The organism is Pseudoxanthomonas koreensis (genome assembly GCF_041890415.1).
Lineage (GTDB): Bacteria > Pseudomonadota > Gammaproteobacteria > Xanthomonadales > Xanthomonadaceae > Pseudoxanthomonas > Pseudoxanthomonas koreensis_A.
In genome coordinates, this window is sequence record NZ_CP169056.1 from 292,459 (window position 1) to 319,455 (window position 26,997).

25 protein-coding genes and 1 pseudogene are annotated in these 26,997 nt (G+C 70.7%); 8 read left to right on the forward strand and 18 right to left on the reverse strand.

From position 1 onward, the window contains the following. Window positions 1-43: 43 nt before the first annotated feature. The gene (locus ACEJ41_RS01365) at window positions 44-991 is read left to right on the forward strand and encodes a sodium:calcium antiporter (protein ID WP_374013014.1); all 948 of its coding nucleotides are present in this window, start codon (window positions 44-46) and stop codon (window positions 989-991) included. A gap of 12 nt (window positions 992-1,003) precedes the next feature. On the opposite strand, the gene ACEJ41_RS01370 is transcribed toward ACEJ41_RS01365, so the two are convergent. The 6 genes and pseudogenes from ACEJ41_RS01370 to ACEJ41_RS01395 all read right to left on the reverse strand — a co-directional run bounded on the left by ACEJ41_RS01370 (window position 1,004) and on the right by ACEJ41_RS01395 (window position 7,037). Further along, complete coding sequence (locus ACEJ41_RS01370) at window positions 1,004-1,387, reverse strand: Na+/H+ antiporter subunit G (RefSeq protein WP_374013015.1); 384 nt, start codon at window positions 1,385-1,387, stop codon at window positions 1,004-1,006. Continuing rightward, entirely contained in the window at window positions 1,384-1,626 is a 243-nt protein-coding gene (locus tag ACEJ41_RS01375; protein WP_374014031.1) for a K+/H+ antiporter subunit F, read from the reverse strand. The genes ACEJ41_RS01370 and ACEJ41_RS01375 overlap by 4 nt, the downstream gene beginning before the upstream one ends. A gap of 38 nt (window positions 1,627-1,664) precedes the next feature. Further along, window positions 1,665-2,174, reverse strand: a complete 510-nt coding sequence (locus ACEJ41_RS01380) for a Na+/H+ antiporter subunit E (protein ID WP_374013016.1) — start codon at window positions 2,172-2,174, stop codon at window positions 1,665-1,667. Continuing rightward, window positions 2,171-3,736 carry a monovalent cation/H+ antiporter subunit D gene (locus ACEJ41_RS01385; RefSeq protein ID WP_374013017.1) on the reverse strand — a complete coding sequence of 522 codons (1,566 nt, stop codon included), beginning with the start codon at window positions 3,734-3,736 and terminating at the stop codon, window positions 2,171-2,173. Before ACEJ41_RS01385 ends, ACEJ41_RS01380 begins: the two co-directional genes overlap by 4 nt. 146 nt (window positions 3,737-3,882) lie before the next feature. Further along, window positions 3,883-4,206 (reverse strand): annotated as a pseudogene (locus ACEJ41_RS01390) (Na+/H+ antiporter subunit C); the annotation flags it as partial. Continuing rightward, the gene (locus ACEJ41_RS01395) at window positions 4,206-7,037 is read right to left on the reverse strand and encodes a monovalent cation/H+ antiporter subunit A (RefSeq protein WP_374013018.1); all 2,832 of its coding nucleotides are present in this window, start codon (window positions 7,035-7,037) and stop codon (window positions 4,206-4,208) included. The gene ACEJ41_RS01395 and the pseudogene ACEJ41_RS01390, both read right to left, overlap by 1 nt. Before the next feature lie 149 nt (window positions 7,038-7,186). Here ACEJ41_RS01395 and ACEJ41_RS01400 point away from each other — a divergent pair, with 149 nt between their 5' ends. Then, the gene (locus tag ACEJ41_RS01400) at window positions 7,187-8,116 is read left to right on the forward strand and encodes an NAD-dependent epimerase/dehydratase family protein (RefSeq protein ID WP_374013019.1); all 930 of its coding nucleotides are present in this window, start codon (window positions 7,187-7,189) and stop codon (window positions 8,114-8,116) included. A gap of 43 nt (window positions 8,117-8,159) precedes the next feature. Here ACEJ41_RS01400 and ACEJ41_RS01405 read toward each other — a convergent pair whose 3' ends face one another. Next, window positions 8,160-8,639 carry a DUF962 domain-containing protein gene (locus tag ACEJ41_RS01405; RefSeq protein ID WP_374013020.1) on the reverse strand — a complete coding sequence of 160 codons (480 nt, stop codon included), beginning with the start codon at window positions 8,637-8,639 and terminating at the stop codon, window positions 8,160-8,162. A 400-nt stretch (window positions 8,640-9,039) separates the two neighbouring features. Continuing rightward, a complete protein-coding gene (locus ACEJ41_RS01410) occupies window positions 9,040-9,993 on the reverse strand; it encodes a phosphoribosylaminoimidazolesuccinocarboxamide synthase (RefSeq protein ID WP_374013021.1) in 954 nt (317 codons plus the stop codon). 132 nt (window positions 9,994-10,125) lie between these two features. Between ACEJ41_RS01410 and ACEJ41_RS01415 the strand changes: the two genes are divergently transcribed. From ACEJ41_RS01415 to ACEJ41_RS01435, 5 genes are all read left to right on the forward strand, one after another. Further along, a complete protein-coding gene (locus ACEJ41_RS01415) occupies window positions 10,126-10,458 on the forward strand; it encodes a DnaJ family molecular chaperone (RefSeq protein ID WP_374013022.1) in 333 nt (110 codons plus the stop codon). Between the two features lie 45 nt (window positions 10,459-10,503). Further along, complete coding sequence (rpe, locus tag ACEJ41_RS01420; RefSeq protein ID WP_374013023.1) at window positions 10,504-11,190, forward strand: ribulose-phosphate 3-epimerase; 687 nt, start codon at window positions 10,504-10,506, stop codon at window positions 11,188-11,190. A 118-nt stretch (window positions 11,191-11,308) separates the two neighbouring features. After that, entirely contained in the window at window positions 11,309-12,310 is a 1,002-nt protein-coding gene (gene yegS, locus ACEJ41_RS01425; protein WP_374013024.1) for a lipid kinase YegS, read from the forward strand. A gap of 147 nt (window positions 12,311-12,457) precedes the next feature. Continuing rightward, window positions 12,458-13,960, forward strand: a complete 1,503-nt coding sequence (gene trpE / locus ACEJ41_RS01430) for an anthranilate synthase component I (protein ID WP_374013025.1) — start codon at window positions 12,458-12,460, stop codon at window positions 13,958-13,960. Between the two features lie 10 nt (window positions 13,961-13,970). Further along, window positions 13,971-14,549 carry an aminodeoxychorismate/anthranilate synthase component II gene (locus ACEJ41_RS01435; RefSeq protein ID WP_374013026.1) on the forward strand — a complete coding sequence of 193 codons (579 nt, stop codon included), beginning with the start codon at window positions 13,971-13,973 and terminating at the stop codon, window positions 14,547-14,549. 135 nt (window positions 14,550-14,684) lie between these two features. On the opposite strand, the gene ACEJ41_RS01440 is transcribed toward ACEJ41_RS01435, so the two are convergent. Both ACEJ41_RS01440 and ACEJ41_RS01445 read right to left on the reverse strand, forming a co-directional pair. Next, window positions 14,685-14,942, reverse strand: coding sequence for a DUF2249 domain-containing protein (locus ACEJ41_RS01440; protein ID WP_374013027.1), 258 nt, complete (start codon window positions 14,940-14,942; stop codon window positions 14,685-14,687). A gap of 122 nt (window positions 14,943-15,064) precedes the next feature. Further along, complete coding sequence (locus ACEJ41_RS01445; protein ID WP_374013028.1) at window positions 15,065-15,451, reverse strand: GtrA family protein; 387 nt, start codon at window positions 15,449-15,451, stop codon at window positions 15,065-15,067. A 222-nt stretch (window positions 15,452-15,673) separates the two neighbouring features. On the opposite strand from ACEJ41_RS01445, the gene glmU reads away from it, so the two are divergent. Beyond that, on the forward strand, window positions 15,674-17,047 hold the full coding sequence (gene glmU, locus ACEJ41_RS01450; RefSeq protein ID WP_374013029.1) for a bifunctional UDP-N-acetylglucosamine diphosphorylase/glucosamine-1-phosphate N-acetyltransferase GlmU: 1,374 nt from the start codon (window positions 15,674-15,676) through the stop codon (window positions 17,045-17,047). 8 nt (window positions 17,048-17,055) lie between these two features. On the opposite strand, the gene ACEJ41_RS01455 is transcribed toward glmU, so the two are convergent. The 8 genes from ACEJ41_RS01455 to ACEJ41_RS01490 form a co-directional block, all read right to left on the reverse strand. Further along, entirely contained in the window at window positions 17,056-18,402 is a 1,347-nt protein-coding gene (locus tag ACEJ41_RS01455) for a PAS domain-containing sensor histidine kinase (protein ID WP_374013030.1), read from the reverse strand. A 3-nt stretch (window positions 18,403-18,405) separates the two neighbouring features. Continuing rightward, the gene (locus ACEJ41_RS01460; protein ID WP_374013031.1) at window positions 18,406-19,743 is read right to left on the reverse strand and encodes a sigma-54-dependent transcriptional regulator; all 1,338 of its coding nucleotides are present in this window, start codon (window positions 19,741-19,743) and stop codon (window positions 18,406-18,408) included. 26 nt (window positions 19,744-19,769) lie between these two features. Continuing rightward, the gene (locus tag ACEJ41_RS01465; RefSeq protein WP_374013032.1) at window positions 19,770-21,002 is read right to left on the reverse strand and encodes an ABC transporter permease; all 1,233 of its coding nucleotides are present in this window, start codon (window positions 21,000-21,002) and stop codon (window positions 19,770-19,772) included. Between the two features lie 12 nt (window positions 21,003-21,014). Beyond that, on the reverse strand, window positions 21,015-22,316 hold the full coding sequence (locus ACEJ41_RS01470) for an ABC transporter permease (RefSeq protein ID WP_374013033.1): 1,302 nt from the start codon (window positions 22,314-22,316) through the stop codon (window positions 21,015-21,017). Between the two features lie 19 nt (window positions 22,317-22,335). Continuing rightward, entirely contained in the window at window positions 22,336-23,559 is a 1,224-nt protein-coding gene (locus ACEJ41_RS01475) for an ABC transporter permease (protein ID WP_374013034.1), read from the reverse strand. A gap of 46 nt (window positions 23,560-23,605) precedes the next feature. Continuing rightward, window positions 23,606-24,913: an ABC transporter permease gene (locus tag ACEJ41_RS01480; protein ID WP_374014032.1), complete on the reverse strand. Its 1,308-nt coding sequence runs from the start codon at window positions 24,911-24,913 to the stop codon at window positions 23,606-23,608. A gap of 8 nt (window positions 24,914-24,921) precedes the next feature. Next, complete coding sequence (locus ACEJ41_RS01485) at window positions 24,922-25,641, reverse strand: ABC transporter ATP-binding protein (RefSeq protein WP_374013035.1); 720 nt, start codon at window positions 25,639-25,641, stop codon at window positions 24,922-24,924. A gap of 72 nt (window positions 25,642-25,713) precedes the next feature. Continuing rightward, window positions 25,714-26,985 (reverse strand): efflux RND transporter periplasmic adaptor subunit, encoded by a 1,272-nt coding sequence (locus tag ACEJ41_RS01490; protein WP_374013036.1) that lies wholly within the window; start codon window positions 26,983-26,985, stop codon window positions 25,714-25,716. Window positions 26,986-26,997 lie beyond the last annotated feature (12 nt).

The window sequence follows — 26,997 nt, forward strand, 5'->3', positions numbered from 1 at the left end:
GCTGGCATAGAATCGTCGCCGACCGCACACGCAGGGAACCGCCATGGGCGAAGCACTGGGAGGATTTGCGCTGGGCCTGCTGCTGCTGGCACTGGGCGGGGACTCGGCAATCAAGGGCGCGTCCGGCCTGGCCCAGCGCCTGGGCCTGAAGCCATTCACCGCCGGCTTGCTGCTGCTTGCCTTCGGCACCTCGCTGCCGGAGCTGGCGGTCAACCTGCGCGCGCTGGCGCAGCAACAACCGCAACTGGCGCTGGGCAACGCGGTGGGCAGCACCCTGGTCAACCTGGGCCTGACCCTGGGCGTGGCGGCGCTGGCCGCGCCGCTGCTGCAACGCGCGCGGATGCACGTGCCGCTGCTGGTGTTGCTGGCGGTGGCCGCGCTGGCGCTGATGGTGTTCGGCCTGGATGGCGCGGTGGGCCGGGTGGAAGGCGTGGCCCTGCTGGCCGGCTTCGTCGCGGTGGTGGCCGTGCTGCTGCGCCGCGCGCGCCACGAACCGCAGGCGGTGCAGGGTGCGGTCACCGCATTCGCCGCCACCCGCACCGGGCTGGGATTGAACCTGGTGCGCCTGGCCATCGCCATCGCGCTGCTGTACTACGGCGCGCGCTGGGTGGTGGCCGGTGGCCTGGCGCTGGGCGATGCATGGGGCCTGAGTCCGCTGCTGGCGGGCCTGCTGCCGGTGGCCATCGGCACCGCGCTGCCGGAGATCGCCACCGCGGTGGTGGCTGCGCGACGCGGGCACGGCGACATGGTGGCCGGGCACGTGATCGGCGCCAGCCTGTTCAACCTGCTGGTCATCGTGGGCGGCATGGCCGTGCTGCAGCCGCTGGCATTGCCGGCCTCGTTCGTGAAGCTGGAACTGCCGGCGGTGGTGGTGCTGGCGCTGGTGCTGTACCCGATGCTGCGCAGCGACCACAGGGTTGGCCGCGGCGAGGGCGCGGTGCTGGTGGCGGTGTTCGGCGCGTGGGTGGCGCTGGAACTGCTGCTGCTGTAGGCGCGAGGCCGGTCAGCACGGCTGGCCGTCGTCGTCGTCCTGCGCGCCGTCGCCGTCATCATCATCAGGCTCCGGGCCCACGCCCGGCTGCAGCGGGCGCTCGGCCATGTGCAGCGACAGCGCCGCCTTGGCCATCAGGTGCGCGCTGATCGGCGCGGTGATGAACAGGAACGCGGTGATCAGCAGCTCGCGCGGCTGCGGGTCGGAGCCGGCCAGCGCATGGTGGCCCACCGATGCCAGCAGCACGCAGCCCACGCCCAGGGTGCTGGCCTTGGTCGGCCCGTGCAGGCGCTTGAAGAACTCCGACAGCTTCAACAGGCTGTAGGAGCCGACCACGAGGAAGAAGCAGCCGGCGCCCAGCAGCAGCACCAGGGCGGTGGCGAATACCCAGCTCATTCGACGATGTCCCGGCGCAGCACGTACTTGCTCAGCACCACCGTGCCGACGAAGCCGAGCATGGCGATGATCAGCGCCACCTCGAAGTACACCGCGGTATTGAGGTGCATGCCGAACAGGATCAACTCGGCGATGGTGGCCACGAACAGGGTGTCCAGGGCCAGGATGCGGTCCGGCACCGACGGCCCGCGCAGCAGCCGCACCAGCGCCAGCAGCATGGCGAAGCCGACCACGTGCATCGCCACCACGATCGCCAGGCCGACCAGGGATTGCGGGGTCACGGGAAGATCTCCATCAGGGGCCTCTCGTAGCGCGTCTTGATCTCGTCGATCACCGCCTCCGGGTCCTTCAGGTCCAGCACGTGGACCAGCAGGTGGCGGCGGTCCTCCGACAGCGAGGCCGAAACCGTGCCGGGGGTCAGGGTGATGATGCTGGTCAGGGTGGCGATGCCGTGGATGTTCTCGATGTCCAGCGGCAACCATACGAACCCGGGCGTGATCCTGCTCTCGTCGCCGAGCACCTGGCGGGCGACGGTGATGTTGCAGCGGATGATGTCCAGGATGATGATCACTATCAGGTGCGGCAGCCGGCGCAGGCGGCCCACGCGCGCGAACTCGCGGTCCAGGCGCGCGGCGAACGGCGGGATGGCGATGGCCAGCAGCACGCCCAGCAACAGTTGCCCAGCGCTGACCTCGTCGTTCATCAGCAGCCAGAAGCACAGCACCATCACGCTCAGCGGCGGCGAGGGCAGCAGGCGCTTGTGCCAGGGACGGTTCCTGCGGCTCATGGCGCCCTCAGCACGGGTGCGGCCTCGCGGACCTGGCGCACGTAATCCTCCGGCGCCAGCAACTGCGCGGCGGTGGCGCTGGTGTAGTCCAGCAGTGGCGCGGCGGCCAGCACCATCGCCACGCCATACCCCACCAGCAGCACGGTCGCCGCGGTTTCCAGCGGCCGGCGCGGGGTGGAGGGCAAGGCATCGGCGGGGGTGAAGTCGGCGAGCTGTTCGGGGCTGGCGTCGGGCCATGGTTCCACCCGCCAGAACAGCCGGGTGCCCGCCCGCGCCATCGCCACCAGCATCATCAGGCTGCTGCCCAGCACCAGCAGCCACACCCAGGCGGTATGCACCCCGGCCGGCACGGCGGCCAGCAACAGCAGCTTGCCCACGAATCCAGACAGCGGCGGCAGGCCGATCAGTGACACCGCCATCAGCATGAACAACACGCCGGGGACCAGCCGGTCGGGCAGGGCCACGATCCGGTCCTTGCGGTCGCCGGCGCGTCCTCGGCGGCGGCGGATGAGGTCGGCCAGCAGGAACAGCGCCGCACCGGCGAAGGTGCTGTGGGCCAGGTAGTACAACCCGGCGGCAATGGTGTCGGCGCGGGCCAGGGCAAAGGCGATGAACAGCGTCGCGGCCGAGGCCAGCACCGCGTAGGCCGCCAATGCGCGCAGGCGCTCGACCGCCAGCACGCCCAGCGACGCCATCACCAGGGTTGCCGCGCCCAGTGCCAGCAGTGCGGGCCAGGCAAAGCCATCCAGCGGCCCGGCCGCGCCGAACACCAGGGTGCACACCCGCAGTACCGCGTACAGGCCGACCTTGGTCATCACCGCGAACAGCGCGGCCACCGCTGCCGGCGCGTGGGTGTAGGTCTGCGGCAGCCACAGGTACAGCGGCAGCAGCGCGGCCTTGGCGCAGAACACCACCAGCAGCAGGCCGGCGGCAGCCTGGACCAGGGCCAGGTCCTGCGCCGGCGCCTGGGCCACGCGCACCGCCAGTTCGGCCATGTTGAGCGTGCCCAGCAGCCCGTACAGCAGGCCCAGCGCAATCAGGAACAGGGTCGAGGCGGCGATGTTGAAGGCCACGTAGTGCAGGCCCGCGCGCAGGCGCTCGGCGCGGCCGCCACTGAGCATCAGCCCGTAGGAGGAGATCAGCAGCACTTCGAAGAACACGAACAGGTTGAACACGTCGCCGGTGAGGAAGGCGCCGTTCAGGCCCATCATCTGGAACTGGAAGAACGCATGGAAGTGCGGCGCGCGCCGGTCCCAGCCGGCGCAGGCGTGCAGCAGGCAGGCCACCGCCAGCAGCAGGCCGACCAGCAGCATCAGCGCCGACAGCCGGTCGGCCATCAGCACGATGCCCAGCCGCGAGGGCCAGTCGCCCAGCAGGTAGACCGCGATTTCGCCGCCGCTGGCGTTGCTGGCCAGCAGCACGGCCGCGGCCAGCATCACCGCCATCGAACTCCAGGCCACGATCCGCTGCGGCAACATGCCGAAGCGGCGGTGTTCGAAGAACAGCGCCAGCGAGGCGGCCAGCAGCGGCACCAGGATCGGCAGCAGCGGCAGGTGGTTCATGCGCGCGGCTCCGGCGGGGCGTCGTCGACGCCCTGGTGGTCGGCGGCCGCGTCCACGGCTTCACCGATGGCCGCCGCGGCGGCCTCGCGGGCCTCCTCGTGGCGGCGCTGCTCGGCGCGCTGGAACTCCAGCTCGGCGCGGCTGCCATCGACGTGGTCGCTGTAGTTGTCGGCACGGCTGCGGATGGCCAGCACGATGCTGACCGCGGTCATGGCGAAGGCGATGACGATGGCGGTCAGCACCAGCGCCTGCGGCAGCGGATCGGTGTAGTGGGCCAGGTCGGCGGGCACGCCATTGCGCAGCACCGGCGGCTTGCCCGGCACCAGCCGGCCGCCGGCGAAGATCAGCAGGTTGGTCGCGTACGACAGCAGGGTCAGCCCCAGGATCACGTCGAACGAGCGCGCGCGCAGCAGCAGGTACACGCCTGCGGCGGTGAGGATGCCGATTGCGCTGGACAGGGCCAGTTCCATCAGAGGGGCTCCCCGGTGCGGGTGGAGCGCATGCCGCCGATCACGCCATCCTGGGCCAGGCGGGTGCGCGAGGGCTTGATCGTGCCCAGCATCGACAGGATCAGCATCGCGCCACCGAACACCACCAGGTACACGCCGGTGTCGAACGCGGTGGCGCTGGCCAGCGGCAGCGTGCCCACCAGCGGCAGCGACAGGTCCAGGTGGCCACTGGTCAGGAACGGCACCCCGAACACCAGCGACGCGGCCCCGCTCAGGCCGGCCACCATCAGACCGATGCCGATGCAGCGGATGTAGTCGAAGCCGAAGCGTGACTCCACTGAGGCTGCGCCCTGGATCACGTACTGGATCAGCAGCGGCACCGCCAGCACCAGGCCGGCGATGAACCCGCCGCCGGGCGCATTGTGCCCGCGCAGGAACAGGAACACCGATACGGTCAGGGTCAGCGGGAACATCAGCTGGGCCAGGTCGGCCGGGACCGGCAGCTTCATCGGCGGGCTCGACATCACCTTCTCGGGCGCCATCCGCGCACGCCGCAGCAGCGCGTGCACGATCAGCGCGGCCACGCCGAACACGGTGATCTCGCCGAAGGTGTCGAAGCCGCGGAAGTCCACCAGGATCACGTTGACCACGTTGCGCCCGTAAGCCTCCGGCAGCGAGCGTGCGAGCATCTCAAGGCTGGCCGCATCGCCGGGCGCTCGGGTCATCATCGCGTAGGCCAGCAGGCCGGTGCCCAGCCCGGCGACCGCGGCCACGGCCACGTCGCGCCGGCGCCGGCGCGGCGTGCGCTCGGGCGGGGAGCGTGGCGGCAGGTAGTGCAGGCCCAGCAGCAGCAGCGCCAGGCTGACCATCTCCACCAGCAACTGGGTCAGGGCAAGGTCCGGCGCCGACAGGAACACGAAGGTCAGGCTCACCATCAGCCCGGCGCCGCCAAGCACCACCAGCGCCAGCAGGCGCTGGCGGTACAGGCGGATGGTCCACACCGTGCAGGCCACCAGCACCAGCCACATCAGCCAGCCCAGCAGCGGCATCGGTTGCGACGCACGCCACTCCAGCGGCGCATGCGCACCGGACAGGAACGGCGCCGCGCCTGCGGCCACGGCAGCCAGCACCAGCCACACCATGCTGCGCTGCAGGCTGCGGTTGGCCACCTTGCGGGTGAAGCGCCCGGCCACCGAATACAGCGCGTCCATGTTCCAGCGGAACAGGGTGCGGCCAAGCGAGCGGCGCACGATCGCATGCATGTCCAGCAGCCGGCGCAGGCCGAAGTACAGCGCGATGCCGCCGGCGATCCCGGCCAGGCTCATCAGCAGCGGGGTGTTGACGCCGTGCCACACCGCCAGGCTGTAGCGCGGCAGTGCCGGGCCCAGGATCGCCCCGGCCGCGGTGTGCAGCACCGGCGCCACGGTGAAGGCCGGGAACATGCCCACCGCCACGCACAGCAGCACCAGCACCTGCACCGGGATCTTCATCCAGCGCGGCGGCTCGTGCGGCTCGCGCTTGACCGCGCGCGGCCCCTGCCCGAAGAACGCCTCGTGCACGAAGCGCAGGCTGTAGGCCACGCCGAACACCGCGTACAGCAGGGCCGCCACGCCGATGGCATGGCGCATGTACTGGTGGCCGCGGATCTCCAGCGCCTCGGCGAAGAACATTTCCTTGGACAGGAAGCCGTTGAGCAGCGGGATGCCGGCCATCGCCAGCGAGGCGATGATCGCCAGCGCGCTGGTCATGGGCATGTAGCGGCGCAGGTTGCCCAGCCGGCGCAGGTCGCGGGTGCCGGTCTCGTGGTCGATGATGCCGGCGGCCATGAACAGCGAGGCCTTGAAGGTGGCGTGGTTGATGATGTGGAACACCCCGGCCACCACCGCCATCGGCGTGGACAGTCCGAACAGCAGGGTGATCAGGCCCAGGTGGGAGATGGTCGAGTAGGCCAGCAGGCCCTTGAGGTCATGCTGGAAGATCGCCGACCAGGCACCCAGCAGCAGGGTGATCGCGCCGATGCCGCTGACCGTGTAGAAGAACAGGTCGGTGCCGGCCAGCGCCGGGTGCAGCCGCGCCAGCAGGAACACGCCGGCCTTCACCATGGTGGCCGAGTGCAGGTAGGCCGACACCGGCGTGGGCGCGGCCATCGCGTGCGGCAGCCAGAAGTGCAGCGGGAACTGCGCACTCTTGGTGAACACCCCCGCCAGCACCAGCGCCAGCATCCACGGGTACAGCTCGCTGGCGCGGATCACGTCGCCGGCCGCCAGCACCACGTCCAGCTCGTAGCTGCCGACGATGCGGCCGATCAGCAGCACGCCACCGAGCAGGGCCAGGCCGCCTGCGCCGGTGATGGCCAGGGCCATGCGTGCGCCCTCGCGCGCGTCCTGGCGCTTGTACCAGAAGCCGATCAGCAGGAACGAACTGATGCTGGTCAACTCCCAGAACACCACCAGCAGCAGCAGGTTGCCGGCCAGCACCACGCCCAGCATCGAGCCCATGAACAGCAGCAGGCAGCCGAAGAAGCGCGGCGCGCTGTCCTCCCTGGCCAGGTAGTAGTGCGCGTACATCACCACCAGCGCACCGATGGCCAGCACCAGCCCGGCAAACATCCAGGCCAGGCCGTCCAGGCGCAGGGTGAGGTTGAAGCCGACCTGGGGGATCCACGCATGGTCGGCGCGCGGGATCCAGCCCTGCAGCACCGCAGGGCTCAGCCACAGCAGCACCAGCAGGCCCAGCACCGGCGCGGACGCAGCCAGCCATGCGCTTGCCGCGCGGGAACGCGGGCGCAACCATGCCAGGGCCGCCGCCGCCGCGAAGGGCAGGGCGAGCAGGATTTCCAGAAAGGGGATCATCCGTGTGCGATGTGGAACGACGCGGAACAGGCCCGAGTGTAACAGCCGCTTCCGCGGCTCCGGCAACGGCGTCGCCATCCGGTGGCTCGGCCCACGCCGTCCGGGTGCCCGCTGCAACCGTCGCCGCGCTGCCCGCTATCCTCTGGCCCATGCGTGATCCATCCTCCTCATCCGCCACCCCGCCGCCGCGGGCGCTGCTGGCCGGTGCCAGCGGCCAGATCGGCCGGCGGGTGCTGGCGCGCCTGCTGGCGGACGGCTGGCAGGTCACCGCGCTGTCGCGCCAGCAGCACCCGGCGCAGGCGGGCGTGGCCTGGCGCCAGGCGGCGCTGCCGGACGCCGGACCCGGCCAGGGCTTCGATGCGGTGCTCAGTTGCGGGCCGCTGGACCTGTTCTCGCAGTGGTACGCGGCCACGGCGACCGGGCGCGCGCGGGTGGTCGCATTCGGCTCCACCAGCGTGCATGTCAAAGGTGATTCGCCCGATCCGCACGAGCGCGACCTGGCCCGGCGCCTGGGCCAGGCCGAGGCGCGCCTGGCCCAGGCCGCGCGCGAGCGCGGCGCCGCGGTTGCGGTGCTGCGCCCGACCCTGGTGTACGGCGCCGGCCTGGACCGCAACCTGAGCCGGATCGTGGCGCTGGCCCGGCGCTACGGCGGTGTTGCCCTGCCCCACGATGCGCGCGGGCTGCGCCAGCCGGTGCACGTGGACGACCTGGCCGATGCCGCGCTGGCGGCGCTGGCGCTGCCCGGCACAGGCGACGGGCGCGCGCGTGGCTACGACCTGCCGGGCGGGGAAACGCTGGATTACCGGCAGATGGTCGCGCGGGTGCTGGCGACGCTGGCGCCGCCGCGGCGGCTGTGGATCCTGCCCGGGCCGGTATTCGCGATGGCGGCGGCCAGCGCGCGCCTGCTGGGCCTGCACGATGCCGGGGCCGCGGTGCTCGCGCGCCTGCGCCAGGACCTGGTGTTCGACGATGCGCCCGCGCGCCGCGACCTGGGGTACGCCGCGCGTCCCTTCCAGCCCACCGCCGCCATGTTCCAGCCGCCCCTGCAGGAGCCGGCCTTGCCGGCGACATGCCGGTGACATGCCGGTGCGGTCGCCGGCATGGCCGGCGCCTGCCAAAGGCTCAGTAGCGCCAGCCCATCTGCCGGTAGAACTTCGCCATCACCCAGGCCGGGCCGATCAGCAGGTAGACCAGGTCGGTGAGGAAGCTCGGCTTGCGGCCTTCGTATTTGTGGCCGACGAACTGGGCGATCCAGGCAATCACGAAGACCCCGGCGGCCGCCATCAGCAGGGTCGTCAGGCCCAGCCGCATTTCCAGCAGCCGGCACAGGCAGCCGCAGAAGAAGAACGCGGCCAGCATGCCCATCCCCAGCGGGCGCGACATGCGGTAATAGAACATCCAGGCGAAGAACATCGCCAGTGCGGCCCAGATGCCGGTCTTGGCAATGGTGCCGAACACCGGGATGCACCACAGCAGGGCGACCACCGACCACAGGATCGCGGGTACCGCGACCACGTGGATGCGCTGGTTCAGGACGTTGCGATGGTCGTCGGAATAACTGGCGAAATAGCGGTCGATAGGCCGCAGCACGGTGCCGTCCATCATCCCTCCCGAGGATGCGCATGGCTCGGGGCCGAGCATAGCCTGCCAATGCCCCGTGCGCTGCGCCGGCCCGCAGCGGTGCCGGCGCAGCGGTCGCCGGCAAGGCCGGCTCCTACAGGAGGCGTTCCGAAGCTCGGAGGTGCTGTAGGAGCCCGTCTTGCGGGCGACTTCGCAGCACGGAACGGCCTCTGCCGCGTCACCCCTCGCCGCGGTCGCCGGCACGGCCGGCTCCTACGATGCCCATTGGCCGCGACCACCGGCCGGTGCCAGCGATGCTGCTGTAGGAGCCCGTCTTGCGGGCGACCCGGCACCGGTGTCCGCAGCGGCGGACCCGGTCGCCCGGCGCTCATCCCGCCTTCCGCATTCCCGCAACCGGCCCGGTGGTGCCGGCAGCGGCGGCTCAATCGACGTGGATGCCGGCCAACTTCTGCAGCGCCTCGGCGTAGCGGGCGCGGGTGCGTTCGATCACCTCGGCCGGCAGCTTCGGGCCGGGGGCGGTCTTGTCCCAGTCCAGCGTCTCCAGATGGTCGCGCACGATCTGCTTGTCGTAGCTGGGCGGGCTGCTGCCCACCTGATACTCGTCGGCCGGCCAGTAGCGCGAGGAATCGGGCGTGAGCATCTCGTCCATGATGTACAGCCGGCCATCGGCGTCGGTGCCGAACTCGAACTTGGTGTCGGCCAGCAGGATGCCGCGCTCGGCCGCATGGCTGGCCGCGTAGCGGTACAGGCGCAGGGTCGCGTCGCGCACGCGCTCGGCCAGCTCGCCGCCCACGGTGCGCACCATCGCGTCGAAATCGATGTTCTCGTCGTGGTCGCCGACGGCGGCCTTGGTCGAGGGAGTGAAGATCGGCTCGGGCAGCTGCTCGGCCTGGCGCAGGCCATCGGGCAAGGCGATGCCGCTGACCTGGCCGGTGCGCTGGTAGTCCTTCCAGCCGCTGCCGATCAGGTAACCACGGGCGATGGCTTCCACCGGCACCGGCTTGAGCTTGCGGGTGACGACTGCGCGCTTTGCATACAGCGCTGCGTCCACGCCTTCGGGCAACACTGCGGCCACATCGATCCCGGTGAGGTGGTTGGGCATCAGGTGCGCGGTCTTGCCGAACCAGAAGTTGGAGATCTGGCACAGCATCTCGCCCTTGCCCGGGATCGGATCGGGCAGGACCACGTCGAACGCGGACAACCGGTCGGTGGCGACCATCAGCAGATAGCCGTCGGGCGATGCGGCATCGGGGCCGGCCGCGGCCAGCGCCGCATCGGCAATGCGCTCGCGCGGCAGGTCGAACACGTCGCGTACCTTGCCGCGATGGCGCAGCGGCAGGCCGGGGAGATCAGACTGGAGAAGGGTGGTGGACAACGGGGTCTCCGGTACAGGACGGGACGTCCCGGCCCACGCCAGCGGTACGTCGCGCGGCGGCCGGTCGCACAGTGTACGGCCAGCCGGGGCGGCTGTGACGTAGAATCGGGCGCTCCGCATGCCGCCTGCTCAATGAACCGCTGGTACGGAAAACTGCTCGGGCTGATCGCCGGTGCGCTGTTGCTGCGGGCCAACCCGCTGGCCGGCGCAGTGATCGGCCTGCTGCTGGGCCACGCCTTCGACAGCGACTGGTTCGGCCGGCGCCGGCATGCCGATCCCTGGGCCGAGCTCGGCCTGGACCCGGACGCCAGCGACGCCGAGGTCGAGCAGGCCTATCGCCGGCTCATGTCCCAGTACCACCCCGATCGCGTTGCCGGTGCCGCCCCCGAGGTGCGCGCGCAGGCCGAGAAGCGCGCCCGCGCGATCAACGCCGCCTACGACCGCATCAGCCGCAGGCGGCGCTGAAGGCCCCGCACGCCGCGCCCATCCGTTTCCTTTCGCGAGCCGACCATGCAGCCTACCGTCATCGCCCCATCCATCCTCTCGGCTGATTTTGCCCGCCTTGGCGAGGAGGTGGACAACGTGCTGGCCGCCGACGCGGACTGGGTCCATTTCGACGTGATGGACAACCACTACGTGCCCAACCTGACCATCGGCCCGATGATCTGCCAGGCGCTGCGCAGGCACGGGGTGACCGCACCGATCGACGTGCACCTGATGGTCGAGCCGGTGGACCGGATCGTGCCGGACTTCGCCCAGGCCGGCGCCAGCGTGATCAGCTTCCACCCGGAAGCCAGCCGCCACGTGCATCGCACCATCCAGTTGATCCGTTCGCACGGCTGCCAGGCCGGGCTGGTACTCAACCCGGGCACGCCGCTGGAAGTGCTGGACTGGGTGCTCGACGACCTGGACCTGGTGCTGCTGATGTCGGTCAACCCCGGCCATGCCGGCCAGGATTTCATTCCCGCCTCGCTGGACAAGCTGCGCGCGGTGCGGGCGATGATCGACAAGCGCGGCCGGCCGGTGCGGCTGGAGATCGACGGCGGGGTCAAGGCCGACAACATCGCCCAGATCGCCGCCGCCGGCGCGGATACCTTCGTGGCCGGCTCGGCGATCTTTGCCGAGCCGCGCAGCCGCGCCCACTACGCCGACGTGATCGGCGCGATGAAGGCCGCGGTGGCCGCCGTCCGCGGCTGAAGCGCGCCGGGCACCCGAATATCCCGCGCATCCCGAAAGTCCCGGCCGACGCGTGGATTCACGCCCGACGCCGGCGCTGGCTGCTAGCGTGCGCCGCTCCCGACCCTCGGATCCATGCATGCCTCCGACCCCTGCGGCTGCGTCCGTGGCCTGGTTGATCCTCAACGGCAAGTCCGCCGGCGACGATGCCGTGCGCGAAGCGGTAGCGACGATGCGTGCGCGCGGCTTCGGCCTGGCGGTGCGTGTCACCTGGGAAGAAGGCGATGCGGCGCGCTGCGTGGACGAGGCGCTGGCGGCCGGTGCCGCAACCGTGATCGCCGGCGGCGGCGATGGCACCCTGGGCGTGGTTGCTGCCGCCCTGGCCAACCAGGACCAGGACGCCGATGCGCTGCCCGCGCTGGGGCTGCTGCCGCTGGGCACGGCCAACGATTTTGCCACCGCCGCCGGCCTTCCCATGGAGCCGTTGGCAGCGCTGGAACTGGTCGCCGCGATTCCCGCACGGCCGCTGGACCTGCTGCGGATCGAGGCCGACGGCCACCAGCGCTGGTGCGCCAATCTGGCCAGCGGGGGCTTTGGCACCGAAGTCACCGTGGACACCGACGAGGGCCTGAAGAAGCTGCTCGGCGGGCTGGCCTACCTGGTCACCGGGATCGCGCGGCTGGGCAGGATCGAATCGGTGCCGGTGCGCGTGCGTGGCCCCGGGTTCGCCTGGGAGGGTGGGGTGATGGCACTGGGCGTGGGCAATGGCCGCCAGGCCGGCAGCGGCCGGGTGCTGTGCCCGGATGCGCGGGTGGACGATGGCCAGCTGGAGCTGACGGTCATCCCGGAGCTGTCCGGCGAGATGCTGGGTACGCTCGGCACCCTGGTCAAGGAGGGCCAGCGCGCCGCCCTGGAGCGCAGCGCCGTGCGCGCGCGCATGCCGTGGGTGGAGCTGGAATCGCCCGCCGGCCCGCTCACGCTCAATCTCGATGGCGAACCGGCGCAGGCGGGCCGATTCCGGATCGAGTGTGTCCCGGGCCGCCTGCGCATGCACCTGCCAGCCGACAGCCCGTTGCTGTCCACCGTGCCCGCTCTCCCCGCCGGGGCCGTGTCCGGCAAGCTGCGCTATCCCGGCAGCTAACGGCTGCGCATCGTTGCCGATGCGGTTAAAGTTGGCCCATGTTCGGCCAGACGATCAGGCTTTCCCGTTCTTCCGCGCGCCCGTGCTGGCGATGGCGGCCCGTCGCCGTCGTTTGCACCGTCCCGTTCCGCCGGAAGGAAGCCCGTCTTGATCACGCCCGAACAGTTCCAGCGCCACGCCGCTGAATACCGCGATTCCGAGCGCCACGCCCGCGTTCCCGTCGTCCGCGAGGTGCTGTCCGACCTGGATACCCCGCTGTCGGTCTACCTGAAGCTGGCCGACGCCCCGCACACCTACCTGCTCGAATCGGTCCAGGGCGGCGAACGCTTCGGCCGCTACTCGATCATCGGCCTGCCGGCGCGCCGCACGGTCGCCTTCCGTGGCCACACCATGGAGGTGCGCGAGGGCGACCAGATAGTGGAGACACGCCAGGTCGCCGACCCCTTCGCCGAGGTCGAGGCCCTGCGCGCCGCCTACGCGGTGCCCAAGCTCGACGGCCTGCCCGGCTTCACCGGCGGCCTGGTCGGCTGGTTCGGCTTCGAGTGCATCGGCTACATCGAGCCGCGCCTGGCCGGTGGCGACAAGCCCGACGAACTGGACACCCCGGACATCTACCTGATGCTGTCCGAGGAACTGGCGGTGTTCGACAACCTCAAGGGCCGCCTGTACCTGATCGTGCATGCCGATCCGCGCCAGCCCGGTGCCTGGGACCAGGCGCAGCTGCGCCTGGATGCGCTGACCGACAAGCTGCGCTATCCCGGCAGCTACCCGCCGCCGCTGAGCCGCGATGTGCTGGACGAAAGCCATTTCGTCTCCGGCTTCACCCGCGAAGGCTTCATCGAGGCGGTGGAAAAATCGAAGGAATACATCCGCGCCGGCGACGTGTTCCAGGTGGTGCTGAGCCAGCGCCTGAGCGTGCCGTTCAATGCGCGCCCGGTGGATGTGTACCGCGCCCTGCGCGCGCTCAATCCTTCGCCGTACATGTACTTCCTGGATACGGGGCAGGTGCAGGTGGTCGGCTCCTCGCCGGAGATCCTGGTGCGCCAGCAACATGCCGGTGACGGCGGCGGCGAAGTCACCGTGCGCCCGATTGCCGGCACCCGTCCGCGCGGCGAGACCGCGGCCGAGGACCTGGCGCTGGAACAGGACCTGCTGGCCGACCCGAAGGAACTGGCCGAACACGTGATGCTGATCGACCTGGGCCGCAACGACGTGGGCCGCGTGTCCGAGCCCGGCAGCGTCGAAGTCGGCGAACGCTTCGTGATCGAGCGCTACAGCCACGTCATGCACATCGTCAGCGAGGTCACCGGCAAGCTGCTGCCGGGCCTGAGCTATGCCGACGTGCTGCGCGCCACCTTCCCGGCCGGCACCGTCAGCGGCGCGCCCAAGATCCGCGCCCTGGAAGTGATCCGCGAGCTGGAGCCGATCAAGCGCAACGTCTATGCCGGCAGCATCGGCTACATCGGCTGGCACGGCGACGCCGACACCGCCATCGCCATCCGCACCGCCGTCATCAAGGACGGCCGCCTGCACGTGCAGGCCGGCGCCGGCATCGTCTACGACTCCGACCCGCAGAAGGAGTGGGACGAAACCATGAACAAGGGCCGCGCGCTGTTCCGCGCCGTGGCCCAGGCGGCCAAGGGCCTGTGAGGGGAATGACATGCTCTTGATGATCGACAACTACGACAGCTTCACCTTCAACCTCGTGCAGTACCTGCAGGCGCTGGGGGCGGAGGTGGAGGTGGTGCGCAACGACGCGATGAGCGTGGACGCGATCGAGAAGCTCGCGCCGGAACGCATCGTCATTTCCCCTGGCCCGTGCACGCCCAACGAGGCGGGCGTGTCGCTGCAGGTGATCGAACGGCTGGGCGCGACCACGCCGATCCTGGGCGTATGCCTGGGCCACCAGAGCATCGGCCAGGCATATGGCGGCAAGGTGGTGCGCGCCGGCAACATCATGCACGGCAAGACCTCGGCGATCCGGCACGAGGGCAAGGGCGTGTTCGCCGGCCTGCCGGACGGCTACGAGGCCACCCGCTACCACTCGCTGGTGATCGAGCGCGGCTCGCTTCCGGCGCAGCTGGAAATCACTGCCTGGACCGAGAACCCGGATGGCTCGTTCGAGGAGATCATGGGCCTGCGCCACCGCGAGCATCCGGTGGAAGGCGTGCAGTTCCACCCCGAGTCGATCCTGACCGAGCACGGCCACGCGCTGCTGAAGAATTTCCTGCAGCGCTGAGCGCGCGGCGGCCGCCGGAACACCGCGCGGTCGCCCGCAAGACGGGCTCCTACAGGGGGTGCGTGCCCGTGTAGGAGCCCGTCTTGCCGGCGACCGCGGTGAGTCCGCCAATGCGGAGCGGCGGGCCGACGTGGCTCAGCCGCGCACGACGAAGTCGATCACGATCGCGCCCGGCTCGCGCTGCCGGTACAGGATTTCCACCCGCTCGCCGAAGCGCTCGCTCAGCTGCGCCAGCAGCGGCAGCGGGTCGTGGTCGTTGACGAAGCGCATGGCCTCGCCCGGTTCCAGCGCGCCCAGCGCGCCGAAGATGGCCGAATGGCGGAAGCGGCGGGCGATGCCGCGCGCGTCGAACGGGTGGGCGGTGTAGTCCGGGACGGGGTTGGGTTCGCTCATGGTGCGCTCCTGCGGAAAGGAGCTCCCAGCCTGGGCACGCGCCGATGCGTGCGCCCTGATCCAGGTCAGGTGGCGGCCGATCGATGGCGCCAAAGGTGGCGTCTGCGGCCGCGCGATCGCGGTTACCGGCGGTACACCAGCCGCGGCAGCAGGAAGAAATTGCCCAGCGCCAGCGCGCCTTCGACCAGCGGCTTGGCCAGCCAGGCCCAGCGCAGCCCCAGGCGCATCTCCACCAGCGCCATCAGCAGCGTGCTCAGCACCGTGGCCGCCAGCCACAGCAGCCAGAAGCGGCCAAACTGGCGCCAGCCCAGGCGGCCGCCCTCGCCACCGGCAAAGGTGTAGCGGCCGTTGAGCCAGAATCCGAGCAGGGCGCCGCTGGTGCGGCCGGCCAGGTTGGCCGGTGCGGCCGCCACGCCCAGCGCGGTGAGGGCCACGAACATCGTCCAGTCCAGTGCCAGCTGCAGCAGGCCGAAGGCGAGGTACTGGCCGCCCTGGCGGAGGAGTGGCATCGGTCGGGTCCGCGGTCGATGGTGAAGGCACGCAGTCTAAACCCGGCGATCGTGGCCGCCGTGTCGATGCTCCATCGCCCGGGCGCGGGTGCGCCTGGCCGCTGCATGCGGGCGGTGGCCAGGCGTGCCGTTACCTGCAGGTCGGCACGCTGCATTGCACCGATCCGCGCGATGCGGGCGTATAGAATCGGCATGTCGCATTCGTAGCGGAACCCAGAGCGCATGACCCAGGCACTGCACGTGGTGATCCTCGCCGCCGGCGAAGGCAAGCGGATGAAATCGGACCTGCCCAAGGTGCTGCAGCCGGTGGGCGGGCGGCCGATGCTGGCGCACGTGATCGACACCGCACGCGCGCTGCAGCCTGCCGGCATCCACGTGGTCTACGGGCATGGCGGCGATGCGGTGCGCGCGGCCTTTGCCGCGCAGGACGACCTGGCCTGGGCCGAGCAGGCGCAGCAGCTGGGCACCGGCCATGCCGTGCAGCAGGCGCTGCCCGGGATTCCCGAGGCGGTGGACGTGCTGGTGCTGTATGGCGACGTGCCGCTGACCCGCGCCGACACCTTGCGTGGCCTGCTGGCCGCGCCGGGCCTGCTGCGGGTGCTGGTGGCCGAGCCGGACGATCCCACCGGCTACGGCCGCATCGTCCGCGATCCGCAGGGCAAGGTTGCCGCCATCGTCGAGCAGCGCGACGCCAACGAGGAGCAGCGCCGCATCGGCACCATCAACACCGGCATCGTGGCGGCCGAATCGGACGCGCTGGCGCGTTGGCTGGCGCGCCTGTCCAACCAGAACGCGCAGGGCGAGTACTACCTGACCGACATCTTCGCCATGGCCGCGCAGGAGTACAACGCGGCCGAACTGGTGGTGGTGGACGATCCGCTGGAGGCCGAAGGCGCCAACGACCCGTGGCAACTGGCCCAGCTCGAGCGCGCATTCCAGTTGCGCTGCGCACGCGAGTTGTGCAGGCAGGGCGCACGCCTGCTGGACCCGGCCCGCTTCGACCAGCGCGGGCAGGTGCGCGTGGGCCGCGACGTGGAGATCGACGTTGACGTGGTGCTGGAAGGGGAGGTGGAGCTGGGCGACGGCGTATCCATCGGCCCGTTCACCCGGCTGAAGGATGTGCGCCTGGGCGCGGGCACCGTGGTACGCGCCCATTGCGACCTGGATGGCGTGGTTGCCCAGGGCGCGGTGCAGATCGGCCCGTATGCGCGGCTGCGCCCGGGCACGGTGCTGGCCGACGGCGTGCACGTGGGCAACTTCGTGGAAACCAAGAAGACCACCATGGGCGTGGGCAGCAAGGCCAACCACCTGACCTACCTGGGGGATGCGCAGGTGGGCGCGGGCGTGAACATCGGCGCCGGCACCATTACCTGCAACTACGACGGGGTGAACAAGTCGGCCACGGTGATCGGCGACGGCGCCTTTGTCGGGTCCAATTCGGCGCTGGTGGCGCCGGTGGAAATCGGGGCGGGCGCGACCATCGGCGCCGGCTCGGTGATCACCCGCAACGCGCCGGCCGGCACGTTGTCGGTGTCGCGTGCGCGCCAGACCAGCGTCGAGGGCTGGACGCGGCCGCAGAAGAAGCCGAAAGGCTGACTGCGGCCTCAGGCGGTCTCCGGCAGCATCACCGCCACGCACAGGCCGCCGCCGTTGCGGTTGCGCAGCGACAGGCGGCCGCCGTGCGCCTCCACGATCTCGCGCGCCAGTGCCAGGCCCAGGCCCGTGCCATTGCGCTTGGTGGAGTAGAACGGCAGCAGCGCGTTGTGCAGCACCGCGTCGTTCATGCCGGGGCCGCGGTCCAGCACTTCCAGCCGGCTCCAGCCCGGAAGCCGCAACAGGCGCACGTGCACCTCGTCGCTGGGCGGCTGCGCCTCGGCACCGGCCTCGTGTGCGTTCTTGAGCAGGTTGAGCAGGGCCTGTTCCATCTGCGCAGGGTCGGCACGGGCGCGCAGTGCGTGCGCATCGCCCTCCAGGGTGAAGGCGATCTGCCCCTGCAGCCGGCGCAGGAACCCGCCCCACGCGGTCACCTGCAACTGCGGCTGCGGCAGCTTGGCGAAGCGCGCGTAGCCGCGGATGAACCCTTCCAGGTGGCGGGCACGGTCCTCGATGGTGGCGAACACCTCGGCCAACGGCTCGCTGCGCCCGCGCCGCACCAGTTCGGCACCGGAGTGCGCAAGCGAGGCGATCGGAGCCAGCGAGTTGTTCAACTCATGGCTGATCACCCGGATCACCTTCTTCCAGGTCTGCACTTCCTGGCGGCGCAGCTCCGGGGTGAGCAGGCGCACCAGCAGCAGTTCATGGCCGCGCCCGTTGAGGGTGAAGGTGCGCCGCGAGAGGTGGTAGACCTGTTCGTCCTCGGCATCGGCATCGGTGATGGAAAACAGGCCGTCGCCGCCGTGGGCCATGGCGTGGCCCAGCTCGGCCGGCAACCGCTCCAGCAGTGCATCCATCCGCTGGCCTTCCAGCTTGCGGCCCTCGCCCAACAGCTTGCGCGCGGCCAGGTTGGCGTAGGCGACGCGGCGGATGCGGTCGCCACCGGCGGCCGACAGCACCATCGCCACCGGGGTGTTCTGGACCATGGTGTCCAGCAGCAGTTCGCGCTGCACCAGCTCCTGGCGCTGGTGCCGCAGCACCTCGCCCAGCTCGGCATGCGCGCGCACCAGCTCGCCCAGCTCATCGTCGCTGCGCCAATGCACGCCGAAATTGAACTCGCCGTCGCGGTAGGTGTGGACGCTGCCGGCCAGCGCGCGGAACAGCGCCTGCAGCGGCGCCAGCGCGTGGCCCAGGCTCCACCACATCAATGCCAGCAGGGCCGCCACCGACAGGCTGGCCAGCAGCCAGCCGCGGTCGATCCAGTAAGCGAAGGTCCACGGCAGTGCCGCGGCCAGCACCAGCACCGGCAGCAAGCGTACGAACAGGCGCAGGGTGAGGGTGTGGCGCAGCCGTGGCATCGGTCAGGAGGCCTTGAGTCCGTGGCGCTCCATGCGCCGGTACAGCGCCTGCCGGCTCATGCCAAGCTCGGCGGCGGCCTGGGCGATGATGCCGCCGGCACGCTGCAGCGCGGCTTCGATCCGGGCGCGGTCCGGCTCGGGCGCGGTGTTGCTGCGCAGCGGCGCGGGCGCGGGCAGGGCCAGGTCGGCCACTTCGATCCGCGGCCCGGCGGCCAGCAGCTGCGCGCGCTGGATGACGTTGCGCAGCTCGCGCACGTTGCCCGGCCAGGCATGACGCTGCAGGGCCGCGGACGCAGCGGTGGACAATGGCTTGCCGTCGGCCACGAAGTGCTCGGCCAGCGGCACGATGTCGCCGGCGCGCTCGGCCAGCGGCGGCATCGCCAGCTCGATGGTGTTGAGGCGGTAGTAGAGGTCCTCGCGGAACGTGCCTTCGCGGATCATCGCCGGCAGGTCGGCATTGGTGGCGCTGACCACGCGGACCCGGACCTGGCGCTCGCGGTTGGAACCCAGCCGCGCGAAGCAGCCGGTCTCCAGTACCCGCAGCAGCTTCATCTGCCCGGCCGGCGGCAGGTTGCCGATCTCGTCCAGGAACAGGGTGCCGCCGTCGGCGGCCTCGAACTTGCCTTCGCGCGCCTTGTTGGCGCCGGTGTAGGCGCCGGCCTCGGCGCCGAACAGTTCGGCCTCGATCAGTTCGGCCGGCAGTGCGCCGCAGTTGACGGTGACGAACGGGCCGTCGCGCACCGGCGAGTTGGCTTGGATGATCTGCGCGATCTTCTCCTTGCCGCTGCCGTTGGGGCCGGTGACCAGCACCGGCAGTTCCGAGCGCGCCACCTGGCAGGCCAGCGCCACCACCCGCTCGCTGGCCGGGTCGGCGAACACCACCCCGCGCAGGTCGTAGCGGCGGGCCAGGTCCTCGCGCCGACGGCGCTCGCCATCGCGTCGCTGGTGCAGCTCGTGGCGTGCTTCGGCCAGTTCCAGCAGGTTATTGACCGTGCCCAGCAGCTTGGCGTCCTGCCACGGCTTGGCCACGTAGTCGGCGGCGCCGGCCTTGATCAGCTCGACCGCGCTTTCCAGATGGGTCCAGCCGGTGAGCAGCACCACCGGCAGGTCCGGATGGCGGTCGCGGATCGCGGAAAACAGCGCCAGGCCTTCGTCGCCGGAGGTGGTGTCGGCGCTGAAGTTCATGTCCTGGATCACCAGGTCCACGTCCTGGCCATCGAGCATCGCCAGCCCGGCCTGCGGCGATGCCGCGTGCACGGTGGCGATGTCATGCAGCGAAAACAGCACTCCCAGCGCGGTGGCCACGGCGGGGTTGTCGTCGATGACCAGGATCGTGGGCATGCGGGACTCCGGGCAAGGCGGCCAGCTTAAACGCTGCGGGTGGCGGTGGCCGGCGGGATCGACGCCGCGCGCCGGGCCGGTGCATACACCGCAAGCTGGCCCAGCGCCCACAGCAGCACCGCGCCGGCCGGCAGGTAGTACAGCGGCAGGCGCGCCATTTCGTACTTGCCCATCAGCACCTGGTTGATCGCATACGCCAGGAGCATGCCCAGGACGATGCCGATGCTGGCCAGCAGGAAGTTCTCGACCTGGAAGTAGCGCAGGATCTGGCCGCGGGTGGCGCCCAGCGCACGACGGATGCCGATCTGGCGCTTGCGCTGCTGCACCCAGAAGCTGGCCAGCCCGACGATGCCCAGCGCGGTGATCAGCAGCAGCGCCACGCACACGATGCCCAGCAGCCAGGCCATCGCCCGCGGCCCCTGGTGGAACTCGTTGCGCAGCTCCTCCATGGTCTTGCTCTGGTCGTCCAGCACGATGCGGTCGGCGCCACCGGCGCGCAGCAGTGCCTTGGCCGCCTCGAGGACTTCGGCGCGGCGCTCGGGTGATGTGCGGATCACGTAGTTGCCACCGAGGTTGTAGTGGGTGCGCGCCGGGTACACGACCGAATATTCGCGCGCGCTCGGGCCACCGGCCTGGCTGGGCCGCACCAGGTGGGCGACAACCCCGACCACGCGCACCGGCGTGTCCCCCCAGCTGTAGAAGGTCTTGCCCAGCGGGTCCTCGCCGGGGAACAGGCGCGCGGCCAGCGAGCGGGTGATGATGGCCGTGGACATCGCGTCCAGCCCGGTGCTGCCATCGAGCAGCGACGCCGCATCGTTGTATTCCTCCGGCAGGAAGTTGCGTCCTGCCACCAGGTCCAGCCCCAGGGTTTCCAGGAACCGCTCCTCGGCCATGTAGCTGGTGGCATGGAGGGTGGGCTGGCGCTGCCCGGGCGTGAGCCGGATGCCGCTGTTCCAGGACGAGTTCACGAACGGCACCTGGTTGAGCGCGGTCGCGTCCGCGACACCGGGCAGGGCGCGCAGCGCGACCAAGTCGGCACGGGTGCGCGCGGCCTGCTCCGGGCTGTCCAGGCCGGTGATCTGGACCCGGACCAGTTCGTCCTCGGCCAGCCCGCTGATCTCGCCCAGCTGGGCCAGGCGGTCGCTGATCATGAACAGCGCGTTGCAGATGATCGCGCAGGCCAGCGCGATCTCGATCACGATCAGCGCCGCGGCGGTGCGGTGGCGCATGAGGGTGGAAAGGATGGGGCGGATGTCCATGGGCGTCTCCGGTCACTGACTCTTGAGCTGGATGGCGGGCGTGACCTGCATCGCCCGCCAGGCCGGCAGCAGTCCGGCCAGGACGCTGGCCACCAGGGCCAGGACGAAGGTCAGCAGCAACATGCCGCCGTCCAGCCGCGCCAGCTCGGCATGGCTGGCCGGTTGCAGGCGCACCGCCCACAGCCCCAGCAGCGACAGCCCCAGGCCGAGCACGCCGCCGGCCAGGCCGACCGCGCCGGCCTCGACCAGGCACTGGCTGAAGATCGCCCGGCGCGAGGCGCCCAGCGCGCGGCGCACGCCGATCTCGCTGCCGCGGCGCAGGAACTTGGCCAGCAGCAGGCCCACCGTGTTGACCAGGCACACCAGCAGGAAGCCGATGCCCAGCCACAGCTGCATGACCACGTCGCGTGGCACCACGCGGTTGAACTCCAGCCACTCCATCACGTTGCGCAGGCGCACATTGTTGGGACGCTCGAAGCGGCCGGCCTCGCGCTGCCGGTCGGAATAGTTGGACAGGTAGTCGCGGTACGCGGCGGCCTTGGCCGGCGAATCCAGCTGCACCCAGTACTGGATCCACACGCAGGGGGCGTTGACCCCGGTTTCGTCGCCCTGGGTGTGTTCCCAGCAGTCCATGCTGCCGACCCGTCCCAGGTTGAGGTCGCGCGAGGTGCTGAAGGGCAGGAACAGGTCCTCGGCGGTGCCGTAGCGGTCGGAGTTCATGTCGTAGAAGCGCGGCACCATCCGCCAGTCGTCGGCCACCCCGACCACGGTGAAGTCGGCCGCGCCGATGCGCAGGGTGCGGCCGGTGCTGTCCTCGCCGCCGAACACCCGGTCGTTGAGGCTGCGCGACACCACCACCACCCGCGCCCGGGCCTGGTCCTCCTGCGCGGTCCAGCCGCGCCCATGCCGCAATGGCATGCGGAACATCGGGAAGAAATCGGCGCTGGTGTAGCGGGCCGAGGCCTGGAACGGGGCCAGGTCGGGGCGCCCGGGCATGATCGCCACCGAGCCGCCGGTCATCATCGCCTGGCGGTCGCCGCGCTTCTCGGCCAGCAGGGCCTCGGCGTCGTAACGGCTGAGCTGCAGCGCCGGTTCCTCGCCGGCGGTGTAGTCGTCCATGCCCTCCGGGTCCAGCTGCACGTAGTGCAGTGTGTGGCTGGTGCCGGGCAGCGGATCGCCGGACAGCACGTGGAACACGGTGAGCGTGGTCATGCACGCACCGATGCCCAGGGCGATGGCCAGCACCATCAGTACGGTCAATGCCTTGTCGCGGCGGAAGCTGCGCACCGCCAGGTTGGCGTAGTAGCTGAACATGGATGTCTCCGGAAACGTCCTAGAGGCTGCGGGTGGCGGTGGCCGGCGCAATGCCGGATGCGGTGCGTGCGGGCCCGTAGACCGCGGCCTGGCCCAGCAGCGCCAGCGCGAGCGCGCCGGCCGGCAGGTACGCCAGCGGCAAGCGCGGCAGTTCGTGATGGGCCATCAGCCACTGGTTCAGGGCGAACGCCAGCAGCATGCCCAGTGCGCTGCCGGCCGCGACGATCAGGAAGTTCTCGGTCTGGAAGTAACGCACCACCTGGCTCCGGGTCGCGCCCAGCGCCCGCCGGATGCCGATCTGGCGGGTGCGTTGCTGCACCCAGAAGTTGGCCAGCCCGGCGATGCCCAGCGCGGTGACCAGCAGCAGCGCGGCGGTGATCGCCAGCAGCAGGCCGATCATCTCGCGGTCGTTGCGGAAGTAGCCGTTGCGCGATTCCTCGTAGGTGCGCTGCTCCAGCACCAGGCGCTCCGGATCGATCCGCTCCAGCGCGGCCACCGCCTGCTCCAGCACCTGGGCGCGACGTGCAGGATCGGCCACGCGCAGGACATACAGCCCGCCGTTGTCGTAGTTGTTGCGGATCGGGAAGATCACCGAGCGGCTGGTGTCGCCATCCATGACTCCCGGCCGGGCCAGGGTGTCGACGATGCCCACGATGGTCATCGGGAGCGGCCCCACGTAGACGGCCTGGCCCAGCGCCTGCCCGTCCGGGAACAGGTGCGCGGCCGTGGCGGTGGGCACGATGATCGAGCCGCGCAGGCCTTCCAGGTTTTCGCGGCGGGCCAGCTCGGAGGCGTCGATGTATTCGTCGGCCAGGAAGTCGCGGCCGGCGACCAGGCGCAGCCCGAAGGTGTCCAGCAGGCCGGGATGGCTGTCGTACTTGCCGGCGATGAGCGTGGGCACGGCCTGGTCCGGCGCCAGGGCCAGCGAGGTGTTCCAGCCGTGGCCGTGGAACGGCACCTGGTTGGTCACGGTGGCGGCAACCACGCCCGGGATCGCCCGCAGCGCGGCCAGGTCCTCGCGGGTGCGCGCATCGGCGTCGTCGCGGGTGCCGGTGCCGCCAAGGCGGATCTGGACCAGTTGCTGCTCGGCGATGCCGCTGGCCAGGCGCACGCCATCCAGGCGCTCGGACACCAGGAACAGCGCGTTGCACAGGATGGCGCAGCTCAGGGCGATCTCCAGCACGATCAGCGCGGTCGCGACCTGGTGCTTGCGCAGTGCTGAGACAATCGGGCGGATGTTCATGGCGTGGTTTTCCGGTGCCGCCTCCCGTGTGGGGAGGCAAGGAAGGTCATTGGGTCTTGAGCTGGATCGCGGGCGTGACCTGCATCGCGCGCCACGCGGGCAGCAGCCCGGCCAGCAGGCTGGCGGCCAGCGCCAGGACGAAGGTCAGCAGCAGCATCGGCAGGTCCAGCTGGGCCAGTGCGGCGTACCCGGTGGGGCGCTGGCGCACCACCCACAGCCCGGCCAGCGCAAACCCCAGGCCCAGCACGCCGCCGGCCAGGCCAATGGCGCCGGCTTCCACCAGGCATTGCCGGAAGACCTGGCCGCGGGTGGCGCCGAGTGCACGGCGCACGCCGATCTCGCCGCTGCGGCGCAGGAACTTGGCCAGCAGCAGGCTCACGGTGTTGAGCAGGCACACGGCCAGGAAGCCGAACGCCAGCCACATCTGCAGGCGCACGTCGCCCGGCACCACGCGGCGGTGCTCCAGCCACTGCATCACGTTGCGCAGGCGGGTATTGGGCGGGCGCTGGAAGCGGCCGGCGTCGCGCTGGGCGGCCGAATAGCGATCCAGGTAGGCCTTGTAGGCGCCGGCCTGGGCCGGATCCTCCAGCTCCACCCAGTACTGCACCCAGCTGCAGGGGCGGTCCAGCGCGGTGTGTTCATGGCTGACCGGCTCGTGGCTGAAGCAGTGCATCAGCCCGACATGCTGCAGGTCCAGTTCGACCGCGGTCTGAAACGGCACGAACACCTGCTCGCTCTCGCCGTAGCCGCGCATCCACAGGTTGTAGAAGTGCGGCTGCGGCGCCCAGTCGTCGAGCACGCCGACGATGCGCAATGCATGCCCGTCCACCCGCAGTTCGCGACCGGTGCTGTCGCCGCCGCCGAACAGCCGCGCGTTCAGTTCCGGTGCGATCACCGCCACCCGCGCACGCGCGTCGTCATCGGCCGCCGACCAGCCTGCGCCGAAGCGGAACGGTGTGTCGAACATCGGGAAGAAATCCGACGAGGTGAAGTGCATCGACGCCTTGAACGGCCGATGGCTGCTGCCTTCGGTGCGGATGGTGCCGCTGCCTCCGGCCATCATCGCCTGGTGCACGGCCTGCTTCTGGCGCAGCAACTGCTCGGCATCCAGGCGGGTGAGCATGGTCTCCGGCTCCTCGCCCGCAACGTGGCCTGCGGCCGGCCGCGGATCGAGCTGGACCACGAACAGGCGCTGGCTCTTGCCCGGCATCGGGTTGCCGGACAGCACCTGGAACACGGTGAGCGTGGTCATGCACGCGCCCACGCCCAAGGCGATGGCCAGCACCATCAGCGCGGTCAGCACCCGGTTGCGGCGGAAGCTGCGCAGCGCCAGCCGGGAGTAGTAGCCGAGCAGCTGCGCGCTCATGCAGGGCTGGAAGCGTGCTGGACGGCGGGGGCGCGGCGCGGCGGATCCAGCGACAGGTCGGTGGCCACGCCATCGACGATGTGCACGTTGCGCTGCGCGCGCGCGGCCAGCTCGGGGTCGTGGGTGACCATGACGATGGTGGTGCCGGCCGCGTTGATCTGCTCCAGCAGCTCCATCACCCCGCGCGCCATCTGCGAGTCCAGGTTGCCGGTGGGTTCGTCGGCCAGCAGCAGGCATGGCTCGCCGGCCAGGGCGCGGGCGATCGCCACGCGCTGCTGCTGGCCGCCGGAAAGTTCGGCCGGGTAGTGCTTCATGCGCGAGGCCAGGCCCACCTGCCCGAGTGCCTTCTCGATGCGCGCGCGGCGGTCGGAAGCCGGCAGCCCGCGGTAGCGCAGCGGCACGTCGACGTTGTCGAACAGGTTCAGGTCCGGAATCAGGTTGAAGCCCTGGAAGATGAAGCCGATCTTGCGATTGCGCAGGCGGCTGCGGGCATCGTCGGAGAGCCCGCGCACGTTCTCGCCATCGAGCAGGTAGTCGCCCTCGCTGAACGTTTCCAGCAGCCCGGCGATGTTGAGGAAGGTGGTCTTGCCCGAACCCGACGGGCCGGTGACCGCGACGAACTCGCCCTCGCGCACGTGCAGGTCGAGCGAGCGCAACGCGTGGGTTTCGATCATCGCGGTCCGGTAGACCTTGGAGACCTGGCGCATTTCCAGCATGACGGTGCCTTTATCGATTGGGAGACGGAGATGGAGCGGTTGCAGCGGCGGTACTTGCGGCGCGGGCGGCGGTCATGGGTTGACCGAGACCTTGCCGGCGTCGCCGAACTGGTCGGTGCCTGAAATGACGATGCGCTCGCCCTGCTCCAGGCCGGAGACGATCTCGACGTGGCCCAGGCTGCTGGCGCCAAGCTGCACCGGGCGGCGGCTGGCGCTGCGGCCATCCACCACCCAGGCCCAGCGTCCGCCGTCCTGTTCGACGAAGGGGCCGCGCTCGACCATCAGCACGTCGTTGCGGGTGTCGAGCACGATCCGCGCCGACAGCCGCTGGTTCTGGCGCAGGCCGGGTGGTTGCCGGCCATCGTCGAAGCGCAGGCGCGCGGTGACTTCGCCGTTGACCACTTCCGGCGACACCGCCGCCACACGCGCCGGGTAAGGCTTGCCCTGGCTGGTGACCTGCGCCGGCACGCCGATGGCCAGGTCGCGGGCGAAGCTCTCCGGCACCCGGATCTCCAGCTCGAACTCGCGCAGGTCGACCACGCTGAGGATGGCGGCGTTGGCGGCCACGTTGGTGCCCTGCGCGATCTGCACCTGGCCGACCTGGCCATCGAACGGCGCGCGCAAGGTCAATGCGTCCACCTGGCGCCGCAGTTCATCGGCCACCGCCTTCTGGCGGTCGGCGAGCAGGCGCTTGTTGCGCGCATCCAGGGCCGCGCCGCGCTGCTGCAGGCCGGCATCGCTGCGCGCGGCCAGCAGGCCGATGTCGGCCTTCTTCAGTTCGTCGCGGGCGCGTGCAAGCTCGTTGTCGGATACCGCGCCGCCGGCATGGGCGCGTTCGTAGCGTTCCAGGTCGCGCCCGGCGGCGGTATGGTCGATGCTGGCCTGGTCCAGCGCCTTGCGCGCGTTGAGCCCGGCGATCTGCGCGTCCAGCTGCGCGCGGCTGGCCTCGGCCTCCATGCTGGCCTGGGTCGATTCCTCCTGGACCAGCCGGCTGCGCAACTCGGGGCTGTCGATCACCGCCAGCTCCTGGCCCTGCCTGACCGCGTCGCCGGCCACAACCTTCAACGTCACGGTGCCGCCGGCGATCGCGTACAGGGTGGGGCTGTTGGCGGTGATGACCTTGCCGTCGGCGGCGATGTCGCGCACCAGGTCGCCGCGCTTCACCTCGGCAATGCGGATGCGCGCGCCATCGTAGGAGCGCGCACCGGCGCCCCAGCCGACCACCACCCAGCCGGCCAGGGCCAGCAGCAGCGCCACCGCGGCCGCCGGCCACAGCCAGCGCCGCCACGCCGGGCGCGGCGCGGTGGAGAGCTTGCGGTCCTGGGCGGAGGTGTCGGGGATCATCGGGCTGCCGGT